This is a genomic window from Planctobacterium sp. AWM4_229, assembly GCF_056160305.1.
The window spans coordinates 394,182-418,294 of record NZ_JBSWWX010000002.1 but is presented as its reverse complement, the minus strand read 5'-3'; the positions used below and the strand labels follow the sequence as shown (position 1 = coordinate 418,294).

At 46.9% G+C, this 24,113-nt stretch carries 14 protein-coding genes; 7 read left to right on the top strand and 7 right to left on the bottom strand.

Features of this window, described 5'->3' with window-relative positions; genetic code table 11:
• Positions 1-74 precede the first annotated feature (74 nt).
• Both ACXAGP_RS04840 and ACXAGP_RS04835 read left to right on the top strand, forming a co-directional pair.
• Positions 75-7,457, top strand: a complete 7,383-nt coding sequence (locus tag ACXAGP_RS04840) for an FG-GAP-like repeat-containing protein (protein ID WP_475259891.1) — start codon at positions 75-77, stop codon at positions 7,455-7,457.
• A 94-nt stretch (positions 7,458-7,551) separates the two neighbouring features.
• On the top strand, positions 7,552-8,058 hold the full coding sequence (locus ACXAGP_RS04835) for a hypothetical protein (protein ID WP_475259890.1): 507 nt from the start codon (positions 7,552-7,554) through the stop codon (positions 8,056-8,058).
• A 60-nt stretch (positions 8,059-8,118) separates the two neighbouring features.
• Here the strand turns inward: ACXAGP_RS04835 and ACXAGP_RS04830 are convergent, their stop codons facing one another.
• Complete coding sequence (locus ACXAGP_RS04830) at positions 8,119-8,538, bottom strand: nuclear transport factor 2 family protein (protein WP_475259889.1); 420 nt, start codon at positions 8,536-8,538, stop codon at positions 8,119-8,121.
• Between the two features lie 175 nt (positions 8,539-8,713).
• Between ACXAGP_RS04830 and ACXAGP_RS04825 the strand changes: the two genes are divergently transcribed.
• Together ACXAGP_RS04825 and ACXAGP_RS04820 are read left to right on the top strand one after the other, a co-directional pair.
• Positions 8,714-11,059, top strand: coding sequence for an amidohydrolase family protein (locus tag ACXAGP_RS04825; protein WP_475259888.1), 2,346 nt, complete (start codon positions 8,714-8,716; stop codon positions 11,057-11,059).
• 840 nt (positions 11,060-11,899) lie between these two features.
• Positions 11,900-13,903 carry a vanadium-dependent haloperoxidase gene (locus ACXAGP_RS04820; protein ID WP_475259887.1) on the top strand — a complete coding sequence of 668 codons (2,004 nt, stop codon included), beginning with the start codon at positions 11,900-11,902 and terminating at the stop codon, positions 13,901-13,903.
• Positions 13,904-14,009: 106 nt separating this feature from the next.
• Here the strand turns inward: ACXAGP_RS04820 and ACXAGP_RS04815 are convergent, their stop codons facing one another.
• Positions 14,010-14,684, bottom strand: a complete 675-nt coding sequence (locus ACXAGP_RS04815) for a hypothetical protein (RefSeq protein ID WP_475259886.1) — start codon at positions 14,682-14,684, stop codon at positions 14,010-14,012.
• Between the two features lie 426 nt (positions 14,685-15,110).
• On the opposite strand from ACXAGP_RS04815, the gene ACXAGP_RS04810 reads away from it, so the two are divergent.
• Positions 15,111-16,478, top strand: coding sequence for a serine hydrolase domain-containing protein (locus ACXAGP_RS04810; RefSeq protein ID WP_475259885.1), 1,368 nt, complete (start codon positions 15,111-15,113; stop codon positions 16,476-16,478).
• Positions 16,479-16,487: 9 nt separating this feature from the next.
• On the opposite strand, the gene ACXAGP_RS04805 is transcribed toward ACXAGP_RS04810, so the two are convergent.
• Positions 16,488-18,251: a CRTAC1 family protein gene (locus tag ACXAGP_RS04805; protein ID WP_475259884.1), complete on the bottom strand. Its 1,764-nt coding sequence runs from the start codon at positions 18,249-18,251 to the stop codon at positions 16,488-16,490.
• A 232-nt stretch (positions 18,252-18,483) separates the two neighbouring features.
• Here ACXAGP_RS04805 and ACXAGP_RS04800 point away from each other — a divergent pair, with 232 nt between their 5' ends.
• The gene (locus ACXAGP_RS04800) at positions 18,484-18,960 is read left to right on the top strand and encodes a nuclear transport factor 2 family protein (protein WP_475259883.1); all 477 of its coding nucleotides are present in this window, start codon (positions 18,484-18,486) and stop codon (positions 18,958-18,960) included.
• Between the two features lie 38 nt (positions 18,961-18,998).
• Here ACXAGP_RS04800 and ACXAGP_RS04795 read toward each other — a convergent pair whose 3' ends face one another.
• The 4 genes from ACXAGP_RS04795 to ACXAGP_RS04780 all read right to left on the bottom strand — a co-directional run bounded on the left by ACXAGP_RS04795 (position 18,999) and on the right by ACXAGP_RS04780 (position 22,225).
• Positions 18,999-19,172: a hypothetical protein gene (locus tag ACXAGP_RS04795; RefSeq protein ID WP_475259881.1), complete on the bottom strand. Its 174-nt coding sequence runs from the start codon at positions 19,170-19,172 to the stop codon at positions 18,999-19,001.
• A 299-nt stretch (positions 19,173-19,471) separates the two neighbouring features.
• Positions 19,472-20,659 (bottom strand): NO-inducible flavohemoprotein, encoded by a 1,188-nt coding sequence (gene hmpA, locus ACXAGP_RS04790; RefSeq protein ID WP_475259879.1) that lies wholly within the window; start codon positions 20,657-20,659, stop codon positions 19,472-19,474.
• A 25-nt stretch (positions 20,660-20,684) separates the two neighbouring features.
• Entirely contained in the window at positions 20,685-21,905 is a 1,221-nt protein-coding gene (locus ACXAGP_RS04785) for an NnrS family protein (protein ID WP_475259878.1), read from the bottom strand.
• A 5-nt stretch (positions 21,906-21,910) separates the two neighbouring features.
• Positions 21,911-22,225 carry a hypothetical protein gene (locus tag ACXAGP_RS04780; RefSeq protein WP_475259876.1) on the bottom strand — a complete coding sequence of 105 codons (315 nt, stop codon included), beginning with the start codon at positions 22,223-22,225 and terminating at the stop codon, positions 21,911-21,913.
• 233 nt (positions 22,226-22,458) lie between these two features.
• On the opposite strand from ACXAGP_RS04780, the gene norR reads away from it, so the two are divergent.
• The gene (gene norR / locus ACXAGP_RS04775; RefSeq protein ID WP_475260245.1) at positions 22,459-24,048 is read left to right on the top strand and encodes a nitric oxide reductase transcriptional regulator NorR; all 1,590 of its coding nucleotides are present in this window, start codon (positions 22,459-22,461) and stop codon (positions 24,046-24,048) included.
• The last annotated feature ends 65 nt before the right edge of the window (positions 24,049-24,113 follow it).

Genomic DNA, 24,113 nt, shown 5'->3' with positions numbered 1-24,113 from the left:
AGATGAGTATTGCAAAACACATTTGCCTGATTTATATTCGCCTCGTTTAATTAATGGATTTAGAGAAAGGACTCATGCTGGTCAAAAATACCTTCCCCTTTTGGGCGTTCTTAGTTGCATCGACATTTGGTTACACCAACGCATCAGACTTCGATTTCGATGGTGATGGACTAGCCGATATTGGCGTGAATCGGCCTTCAAATGGTGCCCATTACATCAAAAACTCTGGTGGTAACTTCAACTCAACTCGAGGTGATGGAATCCAGCGTTATGCGTTGGGACGCTCGTTGACAGATGTGCCAGTGAGCGGTGATTTTGATGGTGATGGCATTCGCGATGTAGGTGTCAGACGCCCAGCTACAGCAGAATGGATTATTCAGCTCAGTTCTACAGGAGAGCAGGTTACCCAAGTTTTTGGACGCCGTTCCAGCGACGTACCTGTGCCTGCTGATTATGATGGTGACGGCATAACTGATCTCGCGGTATATCGCACAGATAACCTTACATGGTATATAAAGAACTCTTCGGGTGTTGATAACCTGACTTATAACAATGATGGTATTTCTCGACAAGTCTTTGGAGAACGTCGTTCTGACTTTCCCGTACCCGCTGATTACGATGGAGATGGAAAAGCCGATTTAGCCATCAGACAGGCTGAAACATCAAATTGGATTATCCGTAACTCGTCAGGTAATGATCTCATTTCAGGAAACGAAGATGGCAATACCCGTTATAGCTTTGGTAAGCGTGCAGAAGATATACCAGTGCCTGCCGATTTTGATGGTGATGGCAGGGCAGATTTAGCGGTTAGAAGACCATCGAGTAAAGTCTGGTATATTTTAAACTCTTCTGGCACAGATCTCCTGACAGGCAATCCCGATGGTATAACCCGCCGCACCTTTGGTAAACGCAGTGAAGATATTCCCGTTGTGGCAGACTACGATGGTGATGGCCGAGCTGATATTGCGGTGCGCCGTCCCAGCTCTAAATTGTGGTATGTACTCAATTCTTCAGGGATTGACGCGCAGAGTGATAATGCCGATGGCATCAGCCGTTTGAAATTTGGTTTGCGTACCACTGATATCCCACTTGCCCAGCAATCCTATAAAATCTTTTACGAGTTTGATTTCGATGATGATGGTCTTAACAATGGTCAGGAGCTTTCAGCTGGAACCGACTTGTTAGCGACAGATTCTGATAATGACGGCATACCCGATGCGCAGGATGCTTTCCCCACTGATGCCAGTGAATATGAAGATTCCGATGGCGATGGTGTTGGTGATAATAGCGACTTATATCCAGATGATCCAAATGAAGCCTATGATTCCGATGGCGACGGTGTTGGTGATAATGCTGATGCTTATCCAGAAGATACCCTTTGTAACCTGTTGCAAGATGGTGATGGAGAAGATTGTTACTTAAGACTGTTAAACCAAGATCGCAACAACCTCATTACCTTTAAAAAGCCAGGTGAATTACTCATTTATTCTCCAGCCAGAGCACAGATCTTACCTATAGATATCGCCAGCAATAATTTTGGAGAACCCGTTAATCTGACTCAGGATAGCAATGCGATTGCTTTCCACTATTCCCAGAGCAATCAATTGTTGTACGTCGCCTGGCAGGACGGTGAAGTAGGTTATTTTGATGAAAATTATCAGTATACGACGTTCTTGAGCAACTTAAGCCTGTCCACGTACATGAAAACCATTGGCAACTTTTTGTTGTTAAGTGACAGCTATAATATTTTTGTTTATGACCCAAATGGTGTGATGACAAGTCAGGTGAGCTTGGGATGGCCAGTTATCGACTCCGTTTGGGAGGCTGATGAAAATAGCTTATATGTGCACATGGGGGAGAACTACTATGGCTATATGAGCAAATGGAATTTCGATTCTGATACGGGTTCTTTAAGCCTTAACAATTACGTCTATTTTAATTCGGAGCACCTCTATTCTGGTCCCATGTTTGTTTTGGAAAGTGAGCCCGATGTGTTCTTTATCGGTGACTCAGTTTTCGCCAAATCAGATCTCTCTTATTTAACTCAGTGGCATGATCTCTCTGTAATCGATATTGAATTAGTACCAGAAAACGATGAATTTATAACCTTGGCTTATCAAGGTGGAAAAAGTCGATTAGGGCGGTATGAATCTTCTTTTAGAGAACTGGATTTTCCGCTATTTGACGGCGCGCCATTAGATATTGCGCGAGATAACAGCAACATCACAGTTTTAACGCAAGAATTGCACAACCTGAGGTTAACCAGCCATCCATTGTTGGAGGACATAGATGGTGATGGTATTGATAACGATCTTGATGCTTTCCCAGCCGATATTGCCGCTTCCGTTGATTCAGATCAGGACGGCTATCCCGATAACTGGAATGTCGGTTTTGGGGAGTCTGACTCCAGTAACGGGCTTTCACTGGATGTTTTCCCAGAGGATGAGTTTTGTTGGTTAGAAAGTCATGACGATGGCGATGGCAATTGTAATTACGGCGCAATTCTCGGAGATTTTAATCCTGTCAAACTGGCCGTTGATGATGCTGGCACTATTTACATGCTGGGTGAGGAAAGTAACTTCATTCAACGCTGGTCTGCCGAGAGTCAAACTTATCTGGCTCCGCTGGAAGTAGGAGAAACGGGCCGCTTCTCCAATTCAATACCTATTACCATGATCTGGTCTTCGGAGCACCAACGTTTGTATTTAGGCTATTCCAATGGCGCTATTACTTTCGTCGATGGGGATGGCACAGAAACTGATTATTATCAGTTATCTTCCGCTGCAAGCAGTTTGGTTCCTGCGGGTAATTTCCTGGTTGCTCGCAGCGGCTACCACTACAGAGCTCCCGTTGTTTCAATTGATATTAATGGTGTTGAAGCAGGCAGTTTGTCCAGTAGCTATTCGTCGCTTACCAATGCCTGGAATGCTAATAACAACCGCTATTACCACTTTAGTGATGGTATTAGTCCCAATGATCTTTACTACAAGGAAGTCGACCAGAATACGGGCGAGTTCGGTGCCAGTGGTGAGTCTCCCTATCACGGGGATTACCGTATATTCGGGCCTATTCGAATCTCAGCAGATGGCAGCGAAGTGCTGCTGGGTAGCGGCGATATCTATGATGCGAGTGATTTAACCTGGCGGGGCAATGTCGGTGAGTTGGATGATGCCCTTTGGTTAGAGGGTAACGAATTACTAAAACTGAACCAATCAACGCAAAGCATCACTTTGCAGCGCAGAGACAGCAGCAATCGCACTGTAGAATCGCTTAATCTTGAGGGGCAGTTAGTTGGCGCTTTGTCTACCGGTGAACACAATGTCATCATTCACAAAGCAAGCGATGAATTACAATTTTCATTATATGTACCCAACGATGATACAGATGGTGACGGCGTTGAAAATACTGAAGATGCTTTCCCCACTGATGCTGCGGCATCGCTAGATTCCGATAATGATGGCTATCCCGATAGCTGGAATGAAGGTTATAGCGAAGAAGACTCAACTACCGGATTGACTCTGGACGTTTTCCCTGAAGATGCCGCTTGCTGGCTGGAAAGTCATGATGACGGCTCAGGAGGCTGTGATTACAGCGCTACCATGCCTGAGTTTGTACCAGATGAAATTTTGGCGGATGTGGATGGCACGGTTTACCTGTTCAGTGAAACAAACGGCAAAGTTTATACTTGGTCGGCTGATACACAGCAGTATCAAAACCCTTATGCCTTAGGAAATGACACTGGCTTTAGCACGGAAAATCCAGACAGTATTGCCTATTCCGAAGCGCATCAACGTTTGTATTTTGGCTATGAATCTGGCCGTATTACCTTCATTGACTTGACGGGGAGTCGTGCGGAGCAGGAATTCACTCAGTTGCCACAGGTGGTAGATAATCTAGCTATGGCGGGTAACTTTCTCATCGCCAGAAGTGGTGGTTATTATAATTCCATGTTACATGCGGTAGACGAAAACGGTATTCAGACTGACGAACTCAGTAGCCACTACTTCTCTGAAGTAACAGCCTGGAATGCCCAGAATCAGCGACTATATCACTTCAGAGATAGGACCAGTCCCAACGATTTATTATATAGAGAAGTGGACCAAACTACCGGATTGTTCGGTAGCTCAGACGATTCACCTTATCACGGTGACTACAGCATACGTGGTCCCATTCGAGTTTCGCTTGATGGCAGCAAGGTGCTTTTGGGTAGCGGTGATATATACGATGCTGATGATTTAACCTGGCAAGGTAATGTGGGTACGCTAAGCGATGCTCTTTGGTTGGATAATGATGAACTCATTAAACTAACACAATCCCAAAGCAGTCTTTCATTGGTGCGTAGCGATAGTAGCAATCGCACTATTGAAACTCAGAGCTTAACAGGTGAACTACAGGGTATTGTTAGAGCGGCTGAGCACAATGTGATAGTAACCCAGGTAAACGGCGAACTGACGTTTACCCTTTACGAGCCTAACAACGATACCGACGGTGATGGCGTAGAAAACACTGAGGATGCCTTCCCGACTGATGTTGCTGCGTCCATAGATATTGATAACGATGGTTATCCCGACAGCTGGAATGAAGGTTATAGCGAAGAAGACTCTACTACAGGCCTGACTTTGGATGTTTTCCCTGAAGATGCCGCTTGCTGGTTGGATAGTCATGATGATGGTTCTGGTGGCTGTGACTACAGCGCCACTATGCCTGAATTTGTGCCAGATGAGATTCTGGCGGATGTGAATGGTACAGTTTATCTGTTCAGTGAGACTAACAGTAAAGTTTATACCTGGTCGGCACAGACGCAGCAGTATCAAAACCCCTATTCGGTGGGTAGCAGTAACGGCCTAACCAATGAAGCGCCACATTTAATGGCGTATTCAGAAGCGCACAGCCGTTTGTATTTTGGTTACCGTTCTGGGCAAATCAGCTACATAGATTTAGAAGGCAACCGCACTGAACAGGCCTTCTATGTCTTACCCTTGGCAGTCGGAGGGTTAACGTCTGTTGGCAACTTTATGCTTGCGCAAGATGGAAGCGGTGCTTGGTCTACCCATTATATTTTCGATATCAATGGCAATTTAACAGATAGCCAAGATTGGAATGAGTATTCTACCGCGTACGCGTGGAATGAGACTAACGATAGAGTTTACTTTTTCAGAGATGGGACTAGTCCCAATGATCTGATGTATGAAATTATTGATCAGGCGAGTGGCACGATAACCGGAGATGGTGAAACACCCTATCACGGTGACTATATTATACGCGGTCCTATTCGAGTTTCCCTCGATGACAGCAAGGTGCTATTGGGCAGCGGAGATGTTTACGATGCCGACGACTTAACCTGGCAGGGTAATGTAGGTTCGCTGAGCGATGCCCTTTGGTTGGATAATGACGAACTTATTAGATTGAGCCAATCCAACAGCAGTCTAACATTGCAGCGCAGTGATAGTAGCAATCGCACTATTGAAACCCAGAGCTTAACGGGTGAACTACAGGGTATTGTTAGAGCGGCTGAGCACAATGTGATTGTGACCCTGGTAAACGGCGAACTGACGTTTACCCTTTACGAGCCTAACAACGATACCGACGGTGATGGCGTAGAAAACACTGAGGATGCCTTCCCGACTGATGTTGCTGCGTCCATAGATATTGATAACGATGGTTATCCCGACAGCTGGAATGAAGGTTATAGCGAAGAAGATTCTACTACAGGCCTGACTTTGGATGTTTTCCCTGAAGATGCCGCTTGCTGGTTGGATAGTCATGATGATGGTTCTGGTGGCTGTGACTACAGCGCTACTATGCCTGAGTTTGTGCCAGATGAAATTCTGGCAGATGCGGAGGGCATGGTTTACCTGTTCAGTGAGACCAACAGTAAAGTTTATACTTGGTCGACAGAGACGCAGCAGTATCAAAATCCCTATTCGGTAGGCATCAGTAATGGCTTCACTACTGAAGCACCGCATTTGATGGCGTATTCAGAGGCGCATCGACGCTTATACTTCGCCTATAGTTCGGGACAAATCACTTACATCGACCTGGAAGGGAGTCGTGCTGAGCAGCAATTGTATAGGTTACCTTCATCGGTGGGAGGACTCGCCTCAGTAGGGGAGTACGTTATGGCACAGGACAACAGTGGTGCTTGGAATAGCCACTATGTTATTGACGTAAACGGCAATTTAACCGACAGTCGCGAATGGAATTACTACTCTCCTTATTATGCATGGAATGAGCTGTATGATCGGGTTTACCACTACAGTGATCATTCTCCCAGAGATTTACATTACGAAGAAGTCTCTCAAACTACTGGCGAGATCACGGCCTATGGTGAATCTCCCTATCATTCTTCCAGTTATATGAGTGGCAAAATATCCGTAGTAAACGCGGGTACCCAGGTATTGTTAGGCAGTGGCGCGTTGCATGATGCAGAGTCGTTATCTAGAGATTTTATCTTTGATTACGCAATATCAGCAGCTGTGGACTACTCAGACATGTTGATTATTGCCCGAGAAGCTGATGAAAACTGGTTAGTTGAACTCATCTCTTACGATGATTTCAGTACGCTTGCCAGCTTTGAGCAAAGTAATAGCGTACTAAACATTTTCGTAGTGGATAGCGATTTGGTTTTTGTTCAGCAAGATGGTGCTGAGCTGACATTTTCCGTGATTGCGTTGGGGGATAATGACGGAGATGTGCTTCCTGCCTGGTGGGAGATGCAATATGGGTTGTCCGACGTTGATGCCGATGACGCTGAACTTGATCTGGATGCAGACGGCCTTACGAACCTGGAGGAGTATTTATTGGGTACCGCTCCAGATAATACCGACAGCGATGCTGATGGGTTGAATGATTATGAGGAGGTTCACACTTATGAAACCTCTCCTGTAAATGACGACACCGATATGGATGGTTTGAACGATGGTGACGAAATTAACGAACATGAAACGGACCCGCTAAATGCCGACAGCGACGGTGACGGTTTCAGTGATTCAGACGAAATTAATGTTTATGTAACCGATCCAAATGATGCAGATTCGGTGCCTGAAGCGATAGGGACGATGAGCGAATCCTTTGAGGGAAGCTTGAATACATTTTGGCAAAATACAGATGAGAGTAGTGCCGATTGGGTCCTCTCAACAGACTACGCTTCCGATGGCAGTCAAAGCTTAAAATCAGGAGAAATAACTCACAATCAATCCAGCTCAGTGCAAATTGAGGGGTTGTTTACGGATGGCACGTTGAGCTTTGATGCCAAAGTATCTGCTGAGAGTTGCTGCGATAAACTGAGTGTTTATGTTAATGGTGAGCGGCTATTACGTATTTCGAATTCTGATTGGCAGAATTACCAGCTTAGTTTGAGCAATGGTGAGAATGTTATAGAGTGGCGCTACTACAAAGACGGCAGTGTCGACACTTATGACGATGCAGCCTATATTGATAACATCCGCTTCGAATGATGAGCTCGCTCAAGTGTCGATGTCTTTTGAATCGACACTTTTGTTATGCCCTGTCTAAGATGATTAGCGGTGTGACCTAAAACGGCAGATTTTCATGTTCAATCTAATTTGGCACATCACTTACATGAGCACGCTGGTATTTGCCATGGGGTTTGCTTTGCATTTTTATGCTTATAAGCGAGGCTTGGGGGATGAGTTTGATGATGTTAAAACTAAAACCCTGAAAAAGGACGCACAAGGTAATAAACGTCCTTACAAAACTGGCAATGGTTTTCTGGATAAATGGCTGGAATTTGGCGGTGGCTATTACGGCATCATCGCTTTTATCCAGTTAGTCTTTATTGAAATAGGTCAGGTGCGGGACTTTATTGCCGACTGGCCTGGGCTGTCGGCCTTTATTGATAGCCTGGGTATTGGCATGTTGATCCGCATACTCATTGAACAAATCATGAATTTTGTGGCAGCAATTTGCTGGCCGGTTGACTATCTTGAGCAGTTTTCCCTTACCGAGATAGCGATATTCATTTGTATCACTTTTGTCTTCTATAAATTCTCACAGCGTGTCGCCAGAGCTAAGCTTACGCAAGTAGAAGTTCAATAATTCTCTTCTCACTAAGCCATGGAGCTGGCGGGTGAGTTGTGTCCTCATAGTCTTGCTGTATTACTCGCGTGGTACGAATTGCGCTACCTTGTCGCTAATGTGCCAGCTTTTACCATCAAAAATAAGGTTTAGATAATCCACATAACCTTTTTGATTTTCACTGCCCCAGGTAAATTCCACGGTGGCGTTGGCAGCATTACCGGTTTTGCGCACACTGGTGATTTCGATATCGGCATCCCATTCATTGCCACTGTTCACCAGCTTGGCAAAGCTGTCTCTGCTATATACTTTATATCCACCCTGTTCATCGTAATACTGGATGGATGCAGATTCAGCGAAGGCCATTTCTATATGTTTTCCTGAGCCGGTTTTAACCGCCGTGATATAAGATTCAATGGCGGCTTCAGGGGATTTGAAGCCATGAGCAGACACTGTCGTAGTAAAGACCATAAAGATAAACAGCAGGGATTTAGGCAGCATCAACAAGATTCCTCGAATAAAGAAGTTACCAGCAGATTAGCCCCTTTATTTGCGCTTAGCAATCATTAGCGATTTCGATTTCTCATCCCTGCTGGTGTAAGGCCTCGTAATAGCTTAATTGGCACCAACATTTATCCTGTCTATCGATTAAGTAGTTGATGAAAAGGGAATATTTATGAAAAAACCGATGACACTGTCTTTTCTTGCTGCATCAATGATGCTGCTGGGTTGCACAACCGCGGTTGATAATAACAATGAAATATTGGTGATACACGGCGGTGATATTGTCACTGTTGATGAGAAAAATAACGTATACCAGCAAAGCGAAAACGCTGCCGCTGTTATTGTCAATAACGGAGTGATTGAGGAGGTTGTCAAACAATCGCAGCTTCAATCTGAGCTCTCAAAATATAAAAGCAGCGAAATAAAATACTTGGATCTGAAAGGCCGGACACTCATGCCGGGGTTTATTGAGCCCCATGCACATCTCTATCAAACCGCTCAGACATCATCCGTGCCAAATGTTATGCCTTGTCTACCGGACAAATATCAAAGTCAATTGGAAGCACAATACGGCTGGCTCTATTATCCTGAAGAAGGGGACGCCTGTTACCTGTATGTGGATGAAGCGCTGGCAAGCCTGGCGAAAAATGCCAAAGCCGATTTCCCCTGGATTATCGGCAATGGTCTCGACCCGTCCAGAATGCTGTTATCTGAGCAAAATCGTTACGATTTTTCTGACGATGTGGCGCAAACAAGAGAACGATTTGCTGATGCTATTGATAAAAATCAGGCATTTTTAAACTTCCCGATAAAAACAATCGATGACGCACTTTCCACTTTATCAGAACCCAAGCCACTGTTTGTGTTGGATCAGTCGGGTCATTTGGGATACGCCAATATGTTAGCTTTCAAGGAAACCGGGCTGTGCGATGGCAAATATGACGAAGCTGAGTTTGCTGCCAAATATCGGGAATTGCATCCGGGAACCATGCCACCTGCCTGGAGTGATCTTGGCATTAAAGGTGACTCAGTGACCTTGATGTGTGAAGAAGCCACCCAACAACAGATGACTAATGCCAGCTTGCTGGTTCAGGCATTGTACTTTCCTGATGGCGAGTGGGATATCGTAGAGGATACCTCCAAGTCAGGCACCAATAACTGGCAGTACTCGGGACTACTAAAAGAAGAAACGGCCTATGGACCCTTCTTCGAAGCTATCGAGCGCAATGTCAAAACTGCACATTTGAACATGCAGGAAATGGTGGGGCATGGTGCACCGCCATTGCTCAAAAGCGAAAAGCCTGATTCAACTGAGGAACTCAACTCTGCGTTTCAAGCTACCATGAGTGGCATTTTGTTAACGGCATCAAAACAAGGTGTTACCACTTTCGTGGAAGGCGGGGCAACGCCGGATATGATAACCAGTTATAAGAGTTTAGTGGCAAACCAACAGGCGTTTACCCGAATTCGCGCTGTTTATAATTGGGCATCACTGCCGCAAAATGAGAATGCTGAATATAAGATCAATTTTGATGATGCTGCCTTTAACGGCATGCTGTCTGCAGAGGGCATTAAGCTTTGGGCAGATGGCTCAACCCAAGGGTGTAGTGCCAACCTTTCACAACCCTACGATAAAGATGGGCTTTGCCAAGCATTTGGTGACGGTCATACTAATTATGACAAAGAACAAATCGAAGAAAATCTGACTCCATTTGCCCAAAAAGGCTGGTACTTCAATATTCATGCAAACGGCGATGATGGTATTAAAGATGCGATAAGCGCCTTGTCGTCCATGCAGGAAAAAGTTGCGGGCACGCCATTGGATAATCCCAAAAAGGAATGCCTGGATGAAACTAACAAAGGAAAATACCAATGTTTGCCCTATACCATTATTCATTCCACGGTAAATAACCCAGGTAATAAAGCGACGGGAGAGACAGCGGAAATCCTGTCCCTCTATGAACAAGAGCGTTTGAAGCTACCGTTTTTGTCCCCAAGTCATTTGGTGGGCCATATCGCCTATTGGGGACGTTCAATGGAGAATGAGTTGGGCGAGTTTCGCGGTGGCACCATAGACCCAATGGGCTCAGAAGTGACGGCAGATATTCCGTTTTCAATGCACAGTGATCTGAGTATCAGTGCGTTATTCCCATTGTGGTTTATTGAGCAAGGTGTAACTCGTGATACCTGGTTTTACCCCCACTTGCAAGATTCTCAACGCTCAGCACTATATGAAGAGGAAAGGATTGCTATCCGCGATGCGATACGCGCCGTCACCATTGTACCGGCACAGCAGCACGGTATTGACCAACAGTTGGGTTCGATTGAACCGGGCAAACTCGCAGATCTCATTGTGGTTGATAAAAATCCGCTGGGCTATGCAGGCAATGAAGCCAATATCCACGCCATCAATGTGGAATGTGCCTTCATCGATGGCAAGCAAGTTGACTGGAGTCATTCACCCCAAAGTAAAACTTCCAGCGGCGCAGATTATCAATCTCAATGTCAACTGGACTGAGCATTCCATCCCGTAAGAAGAGGAGTTGCATAACTCCTCTTTTTCAGACCCAACCCATCTACTAAACCAAATAGTCATTATTCAGGAAAGGGTTTACCCGGACGGTGCTAAAACTTCAATCTCAGATGTTGTTTTACCGGGGCGCCGGCAGCACCTTAAGGAATGCTGCCTGCGGCACTCCTTAAGAATCCTTCGCAGCCCTTGACACGCAAAGCGTAACCGTCGTATTCAGCACAACAATGACCATCAATGACAGTATGTCCCTATACTGGCATGATGATACCAATAAATAACCCTCAGCATTCGCTCAGCGACATCCCAGCGCGCTTAGTTCGAGGCGCGTGATTGAAAAAATACTGGTGGTCTTTTGAATATCGCGCAACAAAGAAATAAGTCGCTGGGGTGTCGTCTTCGATGGATTTGAAATGCTTTTATCCTGCGTTAGATGTTTTTGATTTGGAGCCACCAAACCTGTAAACATCTGCCTTGTCTAAAAACATTTCAATTTCCACTGAGTAACATGCTGAGGGTTATTTATTGGTATGGGTATCTTCCCTGATACCTCTCATTATTGCGTCCACTGAATACTTAGCTTACTGCGTGTAAAGGGAAACCCGAATGGTACTTCGAACGGAAAATAGTGCAGACTTTTAGAGACTTCCCTTCAGTGAGTTAATACGAAGCCACCTTTCAAAGAAGGTGGATTAACTACTGTTTCCAGTAAAAAGTACAGTCAATAATTTCTGTTAGTCGGTCCTGCAGTCCACTTTGGCGTAATGGCGTTGTCTATCAGGATTTGAGTTTGTAGTCTGTCATGATGGGGTTGCATGGAATTAGATTATGAGAACAACGAAAAAAATGCTCAAAACACTCGGAATAGTGTTCGCGATAACACTCATCACTGTTGCATGTGGTGGAGGGTCTGACACTACAAATGAGCCGGTTGTGACTCCCACAGTACCCACGCCTGATCCGGTAGAACTCACGCCTGAAAGAGAAGGTAACTCTGTTGCCAGAATGTGGAATGAGCAATTATTGCATGCTATTCGCAATGACTTTGCCCGTCCCACTGTGCACGCTCGTAATTTGTTTCATATCTCGGCGGCCATGTACGATGCCTGGGCGCTATTTAACGATAATACCCCTTGGCTCTATGGCAACAGCGATGCTGACTTTACCTGTAATGCTCAATCTATTTCAATTCCTGAAGACATCTTGCCCCTTCAGGAAGAGGCCATCAGTTATGCCGCATTTAGTCTGATAAAACATCGCTTTCGCTTTTCACCGGGGGTGGGGTTTATTTACGCTGACATTGAACAGTTAATGGCTGAGCAGGGCTTTGATTCCTCTTTTGAGTCCACCGATGTCGGTGCCGGTTCCGCCGCGGCGCTAGGCAATGCGATTGCTGAGTGCTATATCGCTTTTGGTTTGCAGGATGGTGCCAATGAGGAAGGTTTTTACGAGAATCTACATTATCAACCGGTAAATCTACCATTGGTTTTAGACAGCGCAACCGTTGGCAACAGCAATATTGTGGATATGAACCGCTGGCAGCCACTGGTGATCGAAGGCTTTATCGATCAATCCGGCAATCGCACTGAAGATGCCCCCGATTTTTTAAGTCCGGAATGGGGAGACGTGGTGCCATTCGCATTAACAGATGCCAATAAACAAACCTATAATCGCGATGGCTTTGATTATCAGGTGTATCACGATCCGGGGTTGCCGCCGTTAATCGGAACTGATTCAGCAGCCCAATATCAATGGGGCTTTGCCTTGGTGTCGGTTTGGTCCGCTCATTTAACCCAAGCCGATGATGCGATGTGGGACATTTCTCCCAACAGTATTGGCAATATCGCCGAATTTCCTCAATCTTTCGCGGACTTTCCCGACTTTTATCAGCTCTTACCGGGTGGTGATGCCAGTCAGGGCTACGAGCTCAATCCTGTTACGGGTCAGCCTTATGAAGTGCAAATGGTGCCTCGTGGTGATTATGCGCGAGTATTGGCGGAGTTTTGGGCGGATGGTCCCGATTCGGAAACTCCACCCGGCCACTGGTTTGTGATCCTCAATACCATTAACGACCACCCACAATTAGAAAAACGCTGGCGCGGTGAGGGGGAGGTGGTAGGTAATCTGGAATGGGATATTAAAAGTTATTTCACTTTGGGCGGCACTATGCACGATGCCGCGATTTCTGCCTGGTCGGTAAAAGGCTGGTACGATTATATTCGCCCGGTTTCTGCCATTCGCGCCATGGCGGACTTAGGTCAAAGTAGCAATCCCACACTGTCTTCTTATCACGCTGAGGGTATTCCTCTGGTGCCGGGCTATATTGAATTGATTGAATCGGGTGACGCATTGGCAGGCGACGATAACGAACACGTAGGCAAAATTAAGTTATACGCCTGGAAGGGGCCGGATTACATTGAAGACCCGGCTACCAGTCAGGCGGGCGTCGATTGGATACGCGCTGAGAACTGGTGGCCTTATCAGCGCCCCACGTTTGTCACTCCACCCTTTGCCGGGTATGTCTCCGGCCATTCAACTTATTCGCGTGCTGCTGCTGAGGTACTGACGGCGATTACGGGCTCTGCCTATTTCCCGGGGGGCATGAGCGGCTTTGAAGTAGAGGCCAACGAATTTCTGGTATTTGAACAAGGACCAAGTGTGTCGCTGACCCTGCAATGGGCTACCTATCGCGATGCGGCTGATCAATGCAGCCTGTCTCGTATCTGGGGCGGTATTCACCCGCCAGCGGACGATATTCCCGGACGCCTGATGGGCGAGCAAATTGGCCAGCAAGGCTTTGCCTTCGCAGAGAGCTTTTTTAGCGATGAGTAGGGAATCCGATAATCGTTATCAAGCAAAAGATATAGAGCTATATCTGATGCCATACTGTCGTTATAGAGTTATAGGTGAAGGGTGTTAGAAAACCCGGTTTGGAAATTTATCTGGGTTTAGGGTTTTGAAAAATGTGTTTACCTCTTGCCGCTGAGGTGTCTGTTGTGGCTCGTACTCTGCCATTTTCCCGGCGGCCCATGTCCTGCCCCTGCACAAATGTGTTGGTTCCCCTTGGGGTTTGGTAGGTTAAAGCCCCAGGCCTTAATGCGCCTCCGCCATCGTTCATGTGCCAGTGCTGTTCAAAACTTCGCGAACCGCCAGGTGACTGGCCTCGTGTCGTCGCCATGGGATTTCCGTCCCTGGCCGTTCTCGACTGACCATCCCATTCAGGTGCCAGAGGGCCACCGTTGTTGCGTCTTACTTGTTCCATTAATTCCACTGCACTGTCAAGAGTTGCGGCTCTTTGAGTCGCGGTTGATTGAACTCCTAACAAATGATTTGCGGGAGTGCCGCGCGTTCTTCCTCTGGTTCTGGCAAGTTGAGGGGCTGGAGTCGCTGAGGTTGGCGTCATAGGTGCTGGTCCACCAGCTCTTGGGGCCATTGGCGCGGGGCCTGATGGACGCGGTGGCGTCATTCCCGGTGATGAGGATGTGGGGGGACGCGGAGCATTGCGTGTAGGTGCAGGCCTGCCATCACCCACAGCGCCGGCATTGGGATTTCTTATACCATGCTGAGCTGGCTTATATACATCGCCACCTATACGACCTGATCCACCCGGCATTATTTATCGCTCATTTCAGATGTAGCAATTACTGGCTACACAATTGCTTAACTTGGGAAAAGATAGCACCATGAATGTACGATTTCTAGTCGCAGTTACTTGTTGCTAGTGGCTCATTTGTGCCAGAAGAAGAGTTTACTGCGCTTCTCAATTCGAACGATGTACGCGAATAAACTGGTTTCTGGTGACACTTGTCACCGGGGAATCCGGGGCTTTCACCGAGCCCCTACTTTTGTTCGTTTATTTGAGAGTGTTCAAAATTCATCGCCCATGATTCACGTTTTCAAGTTCAATCTATCTCGCCTGAATCACTCATATTAGCCAGTACAAAAAATCCCTTGGCAATTTTGGATTACGCGTGTAATACTTTATATGATTACATGTGTAATCAATTGGTTTGTTGCTAGTCTAAATGGAGTATCACAAGTGAAAAAGAAGCGAGTTTTTGGTCTATGTCTCGGGATTTTGGGGCTATGTGCTACTGCACAAGCGCAGGATTTCGATAAAATAATGCAGTGTCATTATTCTGCTGACGCACCAGGTATGGCCGTGCGGTTGGAGCAATCGGGGCGACTTGTTTACAGCAATGCTTTGGGGCTGGCTAATATTGATGAAAAACAGCCGCTCCAGTTAGATAGTGTGTTTCAAATCGGTTCAGCGACCAAAACATTTACAGCTGCTGCTATTTTGAAACTAGCAGAACAAAATAAGCTTTCCTTACAAGACCCATTGGGCAAGTTTATCTCGCAACTTAATAGCGAATACAGCGAGTTAACCATCGCCAGGGTGTTAAGCCACACCGCGGGCTTGCCTGATTATCTGGATAACCCTGAAGTCACTGCTATTTGGGACAAATATGCCACTATCGATCAGGTGTTGGATATCGTTACCAAACAAGCGCTTATTGCCGAGTCCGGACAACGCTATAGCTATTCAAACATGGGCTATCTTTTGTTGGGTAAAGTTATTGAGGTGGCCTCGGGGTTGCCTTACCCGAAGTTCATGGAAAATAGCTTTTTTAAGCCGCTAAAAATGAACGATACTGTTGTCATATCCAAGGGCACAACTGCAGGTAGCACTAATGGTTATACCCTTAATCAAGATAATCCTGACCACTACCTCAAACCTGATGATCCCTCGCAAAACCTGTGGAATATTGATCGCAGTTGGATTTATGCCGCTGGGGCAATCGCATCAACGCTTGCGGATATGAGTCGCTGGAACAATGCCTTGAAATCTGGAAAAGTGATTTCAAAAGATAGCTATAAATTGATGACAACCAAAGCAACGCTACAAGATGGCACAGCAACCAACTATGGGTTTGGTATTGATATTTATCCCATCAGTGGTTTGCATAGTTTCAGTCATCAAGGCAGGGTTCCGGGCTTTTTTGCCTGGAATATTACTTTTCCGCAGCAGGAGTTGAGTGCCACGGTATTCAGTAATCAAGACACCCAGCATCCCGGCCCTGCATTGTTGGACATGCTTGCCGTGCAATTGGGTTTATCTCCACAACCTATTGCTGAAACCTCGGATATTGAGACGTTAGCGAGTAAGTTGACTGGCGAATATCAGACTGCTGACTCTGAGGTACTGACCATTACCTTTGAAGCTAAGCAACTTTATGCTCAATTCGAGGGGGAAAAGAAGCGCAGATTGATACCCCGTGAAGACAATGCTTACTCTTATGAGTGCACCGAGAACTACTTTCAGCTGCGCGTTAATCAAGGAAACGAGGAAATAATCCCCGTGGATTTATATCGCGGCGAACAACCAGCTTTAGTAAAACTTTAAATACGGAGGCTATTCAGCCTCTAAATCCGGGTGATACAAGCGGATAAATTGGTTGCTGGCGATGTTGCTCACTATCGTTTCCAGGGCTGCATTGCCGGGCCAAACGATGCGAATTTCTTCGACAGTGACATTGTCGCCAAGCCCAAAATGGGCCTCTACCGGATTTTGTGACACATAGTGATTGCCCAGCTGTAGCTCTTTAAACAGAGTTAAATTACCAGCTCTTACATAGATTTTAGCGCCTACAGCTTCCGGATTTTCTTGCAGGCCTTGCAATTGTATGTTGAGAAAACCGTTACCCTCTGCTGCGCTGTCATTGCGATACAAAGTGGGCGATTTACCGCTGTTGGCAATCATTAAATCAATATCGCCGTCCCGGTCGTAGTCATAACAAACTAATCCACGCCCCATGTCGGTATGGGTAATACCAAACTGTTCAGTTTGTTCTTCAAAGGTGCCATCTTGTTGGTTGATGTACAGCCGTGCTGGAGTTGCTAAAAACTGCTCAAAGTTGCCACTTTGGGCTTGCTCTTCTGTCCAGCCGTTGTAGCCGTTAACGATAAATAAATCATCAAAACCATCATTATTGACATCGGCAAAACAAGCGCCCCAAGCCCAGAAGCCCTGGCGCACATCGGCATAATCGGTCATGTTTAAAAAAGTGCCGTCGCCTTCATTGCGATACAGGCGGTTACCATCAAATAAGCCCACGGTGAGAAATTCTTCGCGAGGATCGCCGATGGCAGAGACAAACCAATCCAGATCGCCGTCATTGTCGTAATCGGCCACGGTACCGCCCATACCTGCGCGGTCGTTGATCACCGCGGGTACCGTTTGATCCACAAAGCTACTGCCGCCGTTATTCACCAGTACCTGACTGGTGCTCCAGTCAGCCGCCAAAAGCAAATCGGGGAACTGATCCAGATTGATATCGGCAAAAACCGGGGTGAAGGAAAACTGATCTGCCATGGCATCGGCATCAGCGCTGTCGAACTCTTCCAGATCTACGGTATCGCTGATATCGTGATATTGATTGGGGCCGCGATTCTCCCATAAAAATTCCCAGCGATTTTGGGGATTGTCGGGGTGCCAGTGAGCAAAAAACAGATCCAGGTCATTGTCGTTATCAATGTCACTGGCGGCTACAGAGTAGGTATCTTTGCTTAACGTCAGCGCAACACTGTCGCTGATCTCAGTAAAACTGCCATTGCCTGTATTTTTAAATATCTGCAGCCAGGGGCTGGCTTCCTGAATACTTAACAGATCACTCAAACCATCTTGGTCCACATCTACAAAGGCGGCGGAATGGTCTGTGGCACTGACATTGATGCCAGAGGAGACGGTGATATCGGTAAAGCTATCCTCAGCTGAAAGACTGAATAGTTTGCCTTTAGTATCGCGACCATGGGTGACGTAAATATCCAGATAACCGTCCTGGTTAACATCCTGTACTGCAATACCGCCTGCGACGCGGGCCGGAATGCCATCTTCTGGACTCGTATTCACTTCATAACACAACCCAGCCGCTTGTGAGACGTCGCTGAAAGCACCGGTGCTGCTGGTTGCATCGGCAGCACAGCCTCCGGCAGCTAACTGGTTGGCAGAGGTACGTAGTGTAATAACATCGATTCTCGGTCCTGTGTCTTCAACGGGAGGTGGGGTTGTCGGTGTAGTGGTCGTTGGCACAACAGCTGGCGTGGTATCGGAACCACCGCCACCGCACCCACTCAGAAATGCAAGTGTTAAGGCTGAAACGATAAATTTGCTGCTCACTGTTGGGCCTCTTCTAACTGCTTAAGTGTTGTTTACCCGGACTTCTTACGGTGCATCCCACGAAAATAACACTGATAATTTGCTGAGTATTAACAGGTTTAATTCTCCCGCCAATAAAATTACGTCAAACCGGGATCAGTAAACGTTGAGTTGGTACATGTTATTGATTTTAAGCGCCTTCAAAGTTGGGTAAGGTGTAATGTGAAAAATTCGGTTATCTTGTGAGGAAAGTATGTCAATTTTATCGAAACGCTGCGCAGCGATTGTTTGTGTGTTCCTGTTGCTCGCAAATCCGGTGTGGGGTCATGAAAAAGCGCAGGATGCTATCATGAGTCCTGTCACGCTTTTGTTTGACGGTATGCGGGAAGGCAATGGCGATAAAGTCAGAGCGGCATTTGCAAAAAATGCGGTAATGACTCGTGCCCATGCGACTTTTCGTGAGGGGGGGACACCTGAAAAATTTGCTCAAGCGGTTGAGAATAAGCCTGAAAATCAAATTTGGGATGAGCATATATGGGACATTCAAATCCAACAAGACGACAAGTTGGCTTCGGTATGGACCCAGTTCGCTTTTTATCTCGGAGACAAGATAAGCCATTGTGGTGTGAATTCTTTTCAGCTATACAAGTTCGAAGAAGGCTGGAAAATTATTTATCTGGTGGATACTTTCCGCCAAGACGATTGTAATGTTCCCGACGCACCACAATGACCTGACAGTGCGTCGAATATCAGTCCGAGTTGCAAGTCTTAGTGAGCACGTAGCTTCTTAAGGATGGCATCTGGCACATCCAGATGCATTAAAAAAATAGCATCGGTATCAGACATGCCTGACAAGTGCGACTCAGTTTTGAGTGTTTCAAAAATAGCCTTTTCTTCCGCTTTTTCTGAGTTTTTGGTTGGTTGGTTGTGCAAAATGTCCATAAGTACCTCCGGCGCTATTGCATACCTTGTTATCGCCCGTTTATAAAATTACTGGAGTACGACTTTGGTCTATAACCAAACCGATTCGCAAATTTAAAGTGCTTGATACCTTTCCCGGTGCTGGTTGCTGTCGTTTTTTCTGAATACTTAGTTAACTTTTTGTCAAGGGATCCCCGAATAGCACTTCAGACTTAACATCGCAGAGACTTGTAGTGGTGTGTTTTCAGGGAGTCAATACGAAGCCACCCTTTGAAGGAGGTGGCTTATTGATTTGAAGGCATTGCTATTTACAATATGACTTATAAATCCTGATGGGGGCCAAATACCTCGTAGTGTATGCGTTCTTGGGCGACACCCTGAGCCAGGAGCTGTTTTTTGACAAATGCCATAAAGCCCACCGGACCACACAGATAAAAATGGGCCAGACCATAAGGTAAGTTCACTGCATCGAAATTCATCATGCCCTGTAGGGCATCAGCATGGCTCTGCTGTGCATACCAGGTAAACGATTGCCAGTTGTTATGGGATATGAGCGTTTTTGTACGCTGTGAAAAACTGTGCTGTGCTGGTGTTTCACAAGCGTGCAAATAGTACACCTGGTGTTCATAGTGAGTATGTGCAAGGTGCTCCAGCATGGCCTGCATGGGTGTCGCCCCCACACCCGCTGAGACCAGTACTACTGGCGTGTTTCGATCCTGGAAGTAGAAATCACCCGCTGGGGGGTGAACCTCAATAGCGTCGCCCTTGTTTACATGGTCGTGCAGGTAATTTGAAACCACACCTGGAATGTCTCCGGACTCGCGTTTAACCGAAATGCGATAGCTCTCGTCATTGGGTTTATCTGATAGGGAGTATTGCCGTATTTCGGTGTGCGGATAGCCCGGTGGTTTCACTTTTATCCCCAGGTATTGGCCGGGCTGGTAAGAAATGACCGGGCCATTGTCTTCCGGGGCCAAAATAAAACTTTTCACCAGTTCAGACTCTTGTTCAATGGCCTGTACGATAAAGGTTCGGGAACCATTCCAGCCTCCTTGCTCTGCTAGTTTACCAGCGTAGAGCTGCTGCTCGCGGTGTATAAACATCTCGGCGAGAAAGGCATACGCTGCTTGCCAGGCTTCTTCCACCTCAGCGGTGAATAGTTCGCCAGTCAGCTCTTTGAGGGTTTCTGTTAAATGGTGCCCTACGATTTGGTACATCTCAGGCTGAACGTTGAAGCTAGTGTGCTTGTGAGCAATGCGCTCAACGTCTTTTCGCAGCGCTTGCGGAGTTTCAATGTTTTTGGCGTAGGCGGCGATGATGCTAAACAGGGCCAGCTTTTGCGCTCCTGACTGCTGGTGGCTCATATTGAAAATGTCCATCAGTTCGGGATGCGCGGCAAACAAGCGACCATAAAAATGATCGGTTAACGTGGCACCCGTTGTCTCCAGCAAAGGGGCGAGGGATTTAATGATATCTATGTGAGATTGCGTGAGCATGGTTGTTTTCAAGTGTTTTTCCTTAAGGGGTTTAAAATTAATGGTGCCTGCGCGGGGCAAGTAAAACAGGGCAATAGCAAAGCAGAAATATCAACAAGGCCAGCAACCACAGCAGGCTACTGAGTTGCCATCCCAATACAGGAGCCCCAAGTCCGGGGAGAATGGCGCGCACTAAAGCCGCCGTAGCCAGCAGCACAAATGCCACACTCATCAACGGTTTGGGTGTTAGCGGCCTGCCGGTGTGCCCCAACGAAACCCGGCTCATCATGGACAGGATCATCAGGCCTATCGCACCTATGGTGATCAGGTGCAGTGCGGCACTCAGCGAAATGACAGGAGCAATAAAACTCACTCCGGTGGCCAACAGCCCCAGCGCTAAAAACAAATAGGCGCCATGCAGCGACCACAATAATGGCAGTGTGAATATTGCGCTGTGATACCAGCGCATTAACCGATATAAGTGCAACCCGCCTGAGGTGATAAATAGTAGCGCAGGGGATACAGGCAGTGGCATAAAGTGCTCGGTGATAAACAGCGCAATGCCCGTTGCGGAAACCCAGAGTAGTGCCTTGTCGGTTTTTGGGTTGGGGAGCATTACAATCGAGCCAATGCCTCGTTCAGTGAAAAACGGGATAACGCGTCCGGCGATAATGGCCATTAACAGGGTAAACAACAGCACCATCGACCGACCCAAATGCAAGGCCAGAGCTGTGTTACCTGAAATGTCTGCCAGCAACATACTGAGATTGAGTAGCGCCATCAGCGTAAATACAGCAATTAGCAGATAGTTGCGTCGGTTTTGAGCCTGAAGAAGAAGACGGGTAAACACCCCTATCGCAAAAGCCCACCACAGCATTTGTACAACAATTGCAGGTATAACAAGGGCGCTGTGATTGAACCAGAAAACGAGCCGCGCCATTAGCCACAGCAGCATCAGCAAAGCCAATGGTCGGCCTTTAATGCTGGGCTGTCCGGTCCAGGTTTGCACTGCTGTCAGGGCAAATCCAACAGCAACGGTGGCGGCAAAGCCAAATAACATCTCGTGCAAATGCCAAAGAGTTGGTGTCAGAGCGGGTTCACTGAAACGCCACCAATTGTTGAGTAGGCCCAGCCAGGTAACAATAGCAAACACACTGCTAATGCTGGCCAACAAAAAGCAAGCGCGAAATGCCAGGTGCCACAAAGGTAAGTCAAAAAAGGCGTCGGCGACCTGTTTTAAGTTAGGGGTTGGTTTGGGTATTAGTTTGGCTGGTGGCATCGTCTTTACACCACTTCGCCTAAATGCTTGCGTCCGATACAACGCAGCACATAACCTATTTTAAAAAAGCCGGGTAAGATCATTGAACCAATATGCGCGGCGATTTCCACTGGCATAGACACCAGGTGATTGAATTGATAGCCAATTAATAGTGCCGCAATAAAGACAAGAAGTGAGATGGCCATCAGGCGATTGCCAAAGCGCAAGCAGCGCCGAAAGTTGCTTCTGCTGCTTTGCTCTGCAGTTACCTGAGGCGCTGACCAGCGCGGAAGATTTGGACTGGTTGGGGGATGGGTTGCATTACAAAGCACATTGTTCATGGGTTTGGGTCCTCTTGCCACATCGAGATATTGATTGCCTGTTTATCAGCATCATTGAATTCAAAACAGAACAGGCAATTGAACACAGATATTCCAACTTTTGTGCCAGGTTGATAAAAGCATTATAAAACAGTGATTTACCGTTTTTTGGATAGAAACAGGTGCTAAATAAAAAGGTCATTTAGACCTTTGCTTGAATAGGTTATAATGACCTGAAAAGGTTAAATGGTGATATTGTGAAGCTGACAACCGAAACGTTATTAGAATTTGCCACCGCTCAGGTTACGGGTTTATCCAATACTGACCGCTTTGCGCAATTGTTGGATACACTGGCTAAATTGATTGAATGCGATGCCATTGTTCTGTTGGCGCTGCAAGGTGAGGTGTTGAAACCGTTGGCCCAGAAGGGCTTAAGCCATGATACTTTAGGGCGACGCTTTAACATTCAGGCGCACCCTCGGTTTTCTGCGATAGTGGATGCCCCTGGCCCCGTGCGCTTTGCGGCACAATGCCCATTGCCGGACCCCTATGATGGTTTGTTAGCCGGACATAAAGGCAACTTGCCAATTCACGCCTGTATGGGCATTCCACTCTTTTTCGCCGGACAACTCATCGGGGTGTTAACTTTCGACAGCTTGTCGCCAATGGCCTTTGAATCCCTGCCGGAACAGAAGCTACAAAGCATTGCAGCGATTGCTGCCTCCACCCTGAAAATCGCATTAATGTTAGAGGAGCTGGAATTCAAAAACGCCAGGACACATCTGCTGGTGGCAGAGCTCAACCATGAAGCGTTGGCCCGCGAGGGCAGCGAAATTCTGGGAGAGAGTGACGTGATGCGTCGCCTCAAAAAAGAGCTAAATTTAGTGGCGGCATCGCCCTTTAGTGTGCTTATTCTTGGTGAAACCGGGGTGGGCAAGGAGCTCATTGCCAAACATCTGCATTTGCAATCTTCCCGCGCTAATAAACCCTTGGTCTACGTCAATTGTGCGGCCTTACCAGAGAGCCTGATTGAAAGTGAATTATTCGGGCATGTAAAAGGGGCGTTTACGGGTGCGGAAAAAGACCGGGCCGGTAAATTTCTGTTGGCTGACGGCGGTACATTGTTTCTCGATGAAATTGGTGAGTTGCCTGTTGCGGCGCAAAGTAAATTGCTCAGGGCTTTGCAATCCAATGAAATTCAGCCTGTAGGCAAAGATACCATTCAGCATGTGGATGTGCGGGTTATCGCGGCCACTAATCGTCATCTGGCGGATGAGGTGGCTGCTGGTAACTTTCGCGCTGATTTGTATCACCGTTTGAGTGTGTACCCGGTGCAAATCCCACCGCTGAGAAAAAGACCAGGAGATGTTGCCCTGTTGGCGGGGTATTTTACCGAGCAGTCGCGGCGAAAATTGGGTCTGCAGCAACTTAACCTGAGTCCGGCGGCTATTGCACATCTTGAGCAATATCACTGGCCGGGTAATGTTCGGGAACTGGAGCATGTACTTTCACGAGCTGCGCTAAAAGCGTCCTACGAGCAGCAATCGAACGCGATAGTCACCATAGGTCCCCAGCATTGTGGCGATTTGAGTTTTGAGCCCGGTAGGACAGCACCCCAGTCTGAGGAAATATCCAAAGAACATGCAGAGGCATCATTGCAAGGACAGCAGGATATCAAGCTACAAACCGAAGATTTTCAACGGAAATTGATAGAAGGGACGTTAATTCAATGCAATGGAAACTGGGCGGCCACTGCTCGCCAGTTAAATACCGACCGATCCAACCTGGTGCGCATGGCCCGGCGCTTGGGTATTGAAGTGCACAAGCAGATTGTTAGCCGTTAACCCCCCCGCTGAGTTGTTTAATATGCTATCACTCATAGCAACAGGGCATGGCGGATCCACCTTGC

Coding starts and splice junctions, on each gene's coding strand:
- ACXAGP_RS04840 (WP_475259891.1), top strand. CDS start 75: ATGCTGGTCAAAAATACCTTCCCCTTTTGGGCGTTCTTAGTTGCATCG.
- ACXAGP_RS04835 (WP_475259890.1), top strand. CDS start 7,552: ATGTTCAATCTAATTTGGCACATCACTTACATGAGCACGCTGGTATTT.
- ACXAGP_RS04830 (WP_475259889.1), bottom strand. CDS start 8,538: ATGCTGCCTAAATCCCTGCTGTTTATCTTTATGGTCTTTACTACGACA.
- ACXAGP_RS04825 (WP_475259888.1), top strand. CDS start 8,714: ATGAAAAAACCGATGACACTGTCTTTTCTTGCTGCATCAATGATGCTG.
- ACXAGP_RS04820 (WP_475259887.1), top strand. CDS start 11,900: ATGAGAACAACGAAAAAAATGCTCAAAACACTCGGAATAGTGTTCGCG.
- ACXAGP_RS04815 (WP_475259886.1), bottom strand. CDS start 14,684: ATGCCGGGTGGATCAGGTCGTATAGGTGGCGATGTATATAAGCCAGCT.
- ACXAGP_RS04800 (WP_475259883.1), top strand. CDS start 18,484: ATGTCAATTTTATCGAAACGCTGCGCAGCGATTGTTTGTGTGTTCCTG.
- ACXAGP_RS04795 (WP_475259881.1), bottom strand. CDS start 19,172: ATGGACATTTTGCACAACCAACCAACCAAAAACTCAGAAAAAGCGGAA.
- ACXAGP_RS04785 (WP_475259878.1), bottom strand. CDS start 21,905: ATGCCACCAGCCAAACTAATACCCAAACCAACCCCTAACTTAAAACAG.
- ACXAGP_RS04780 (WP_475259876.1), bottom strand. CDS start 22,225: ATGAACAATGTGCTTTGTAATGCAACCCATCCCCCAACCAGTCCAAAT.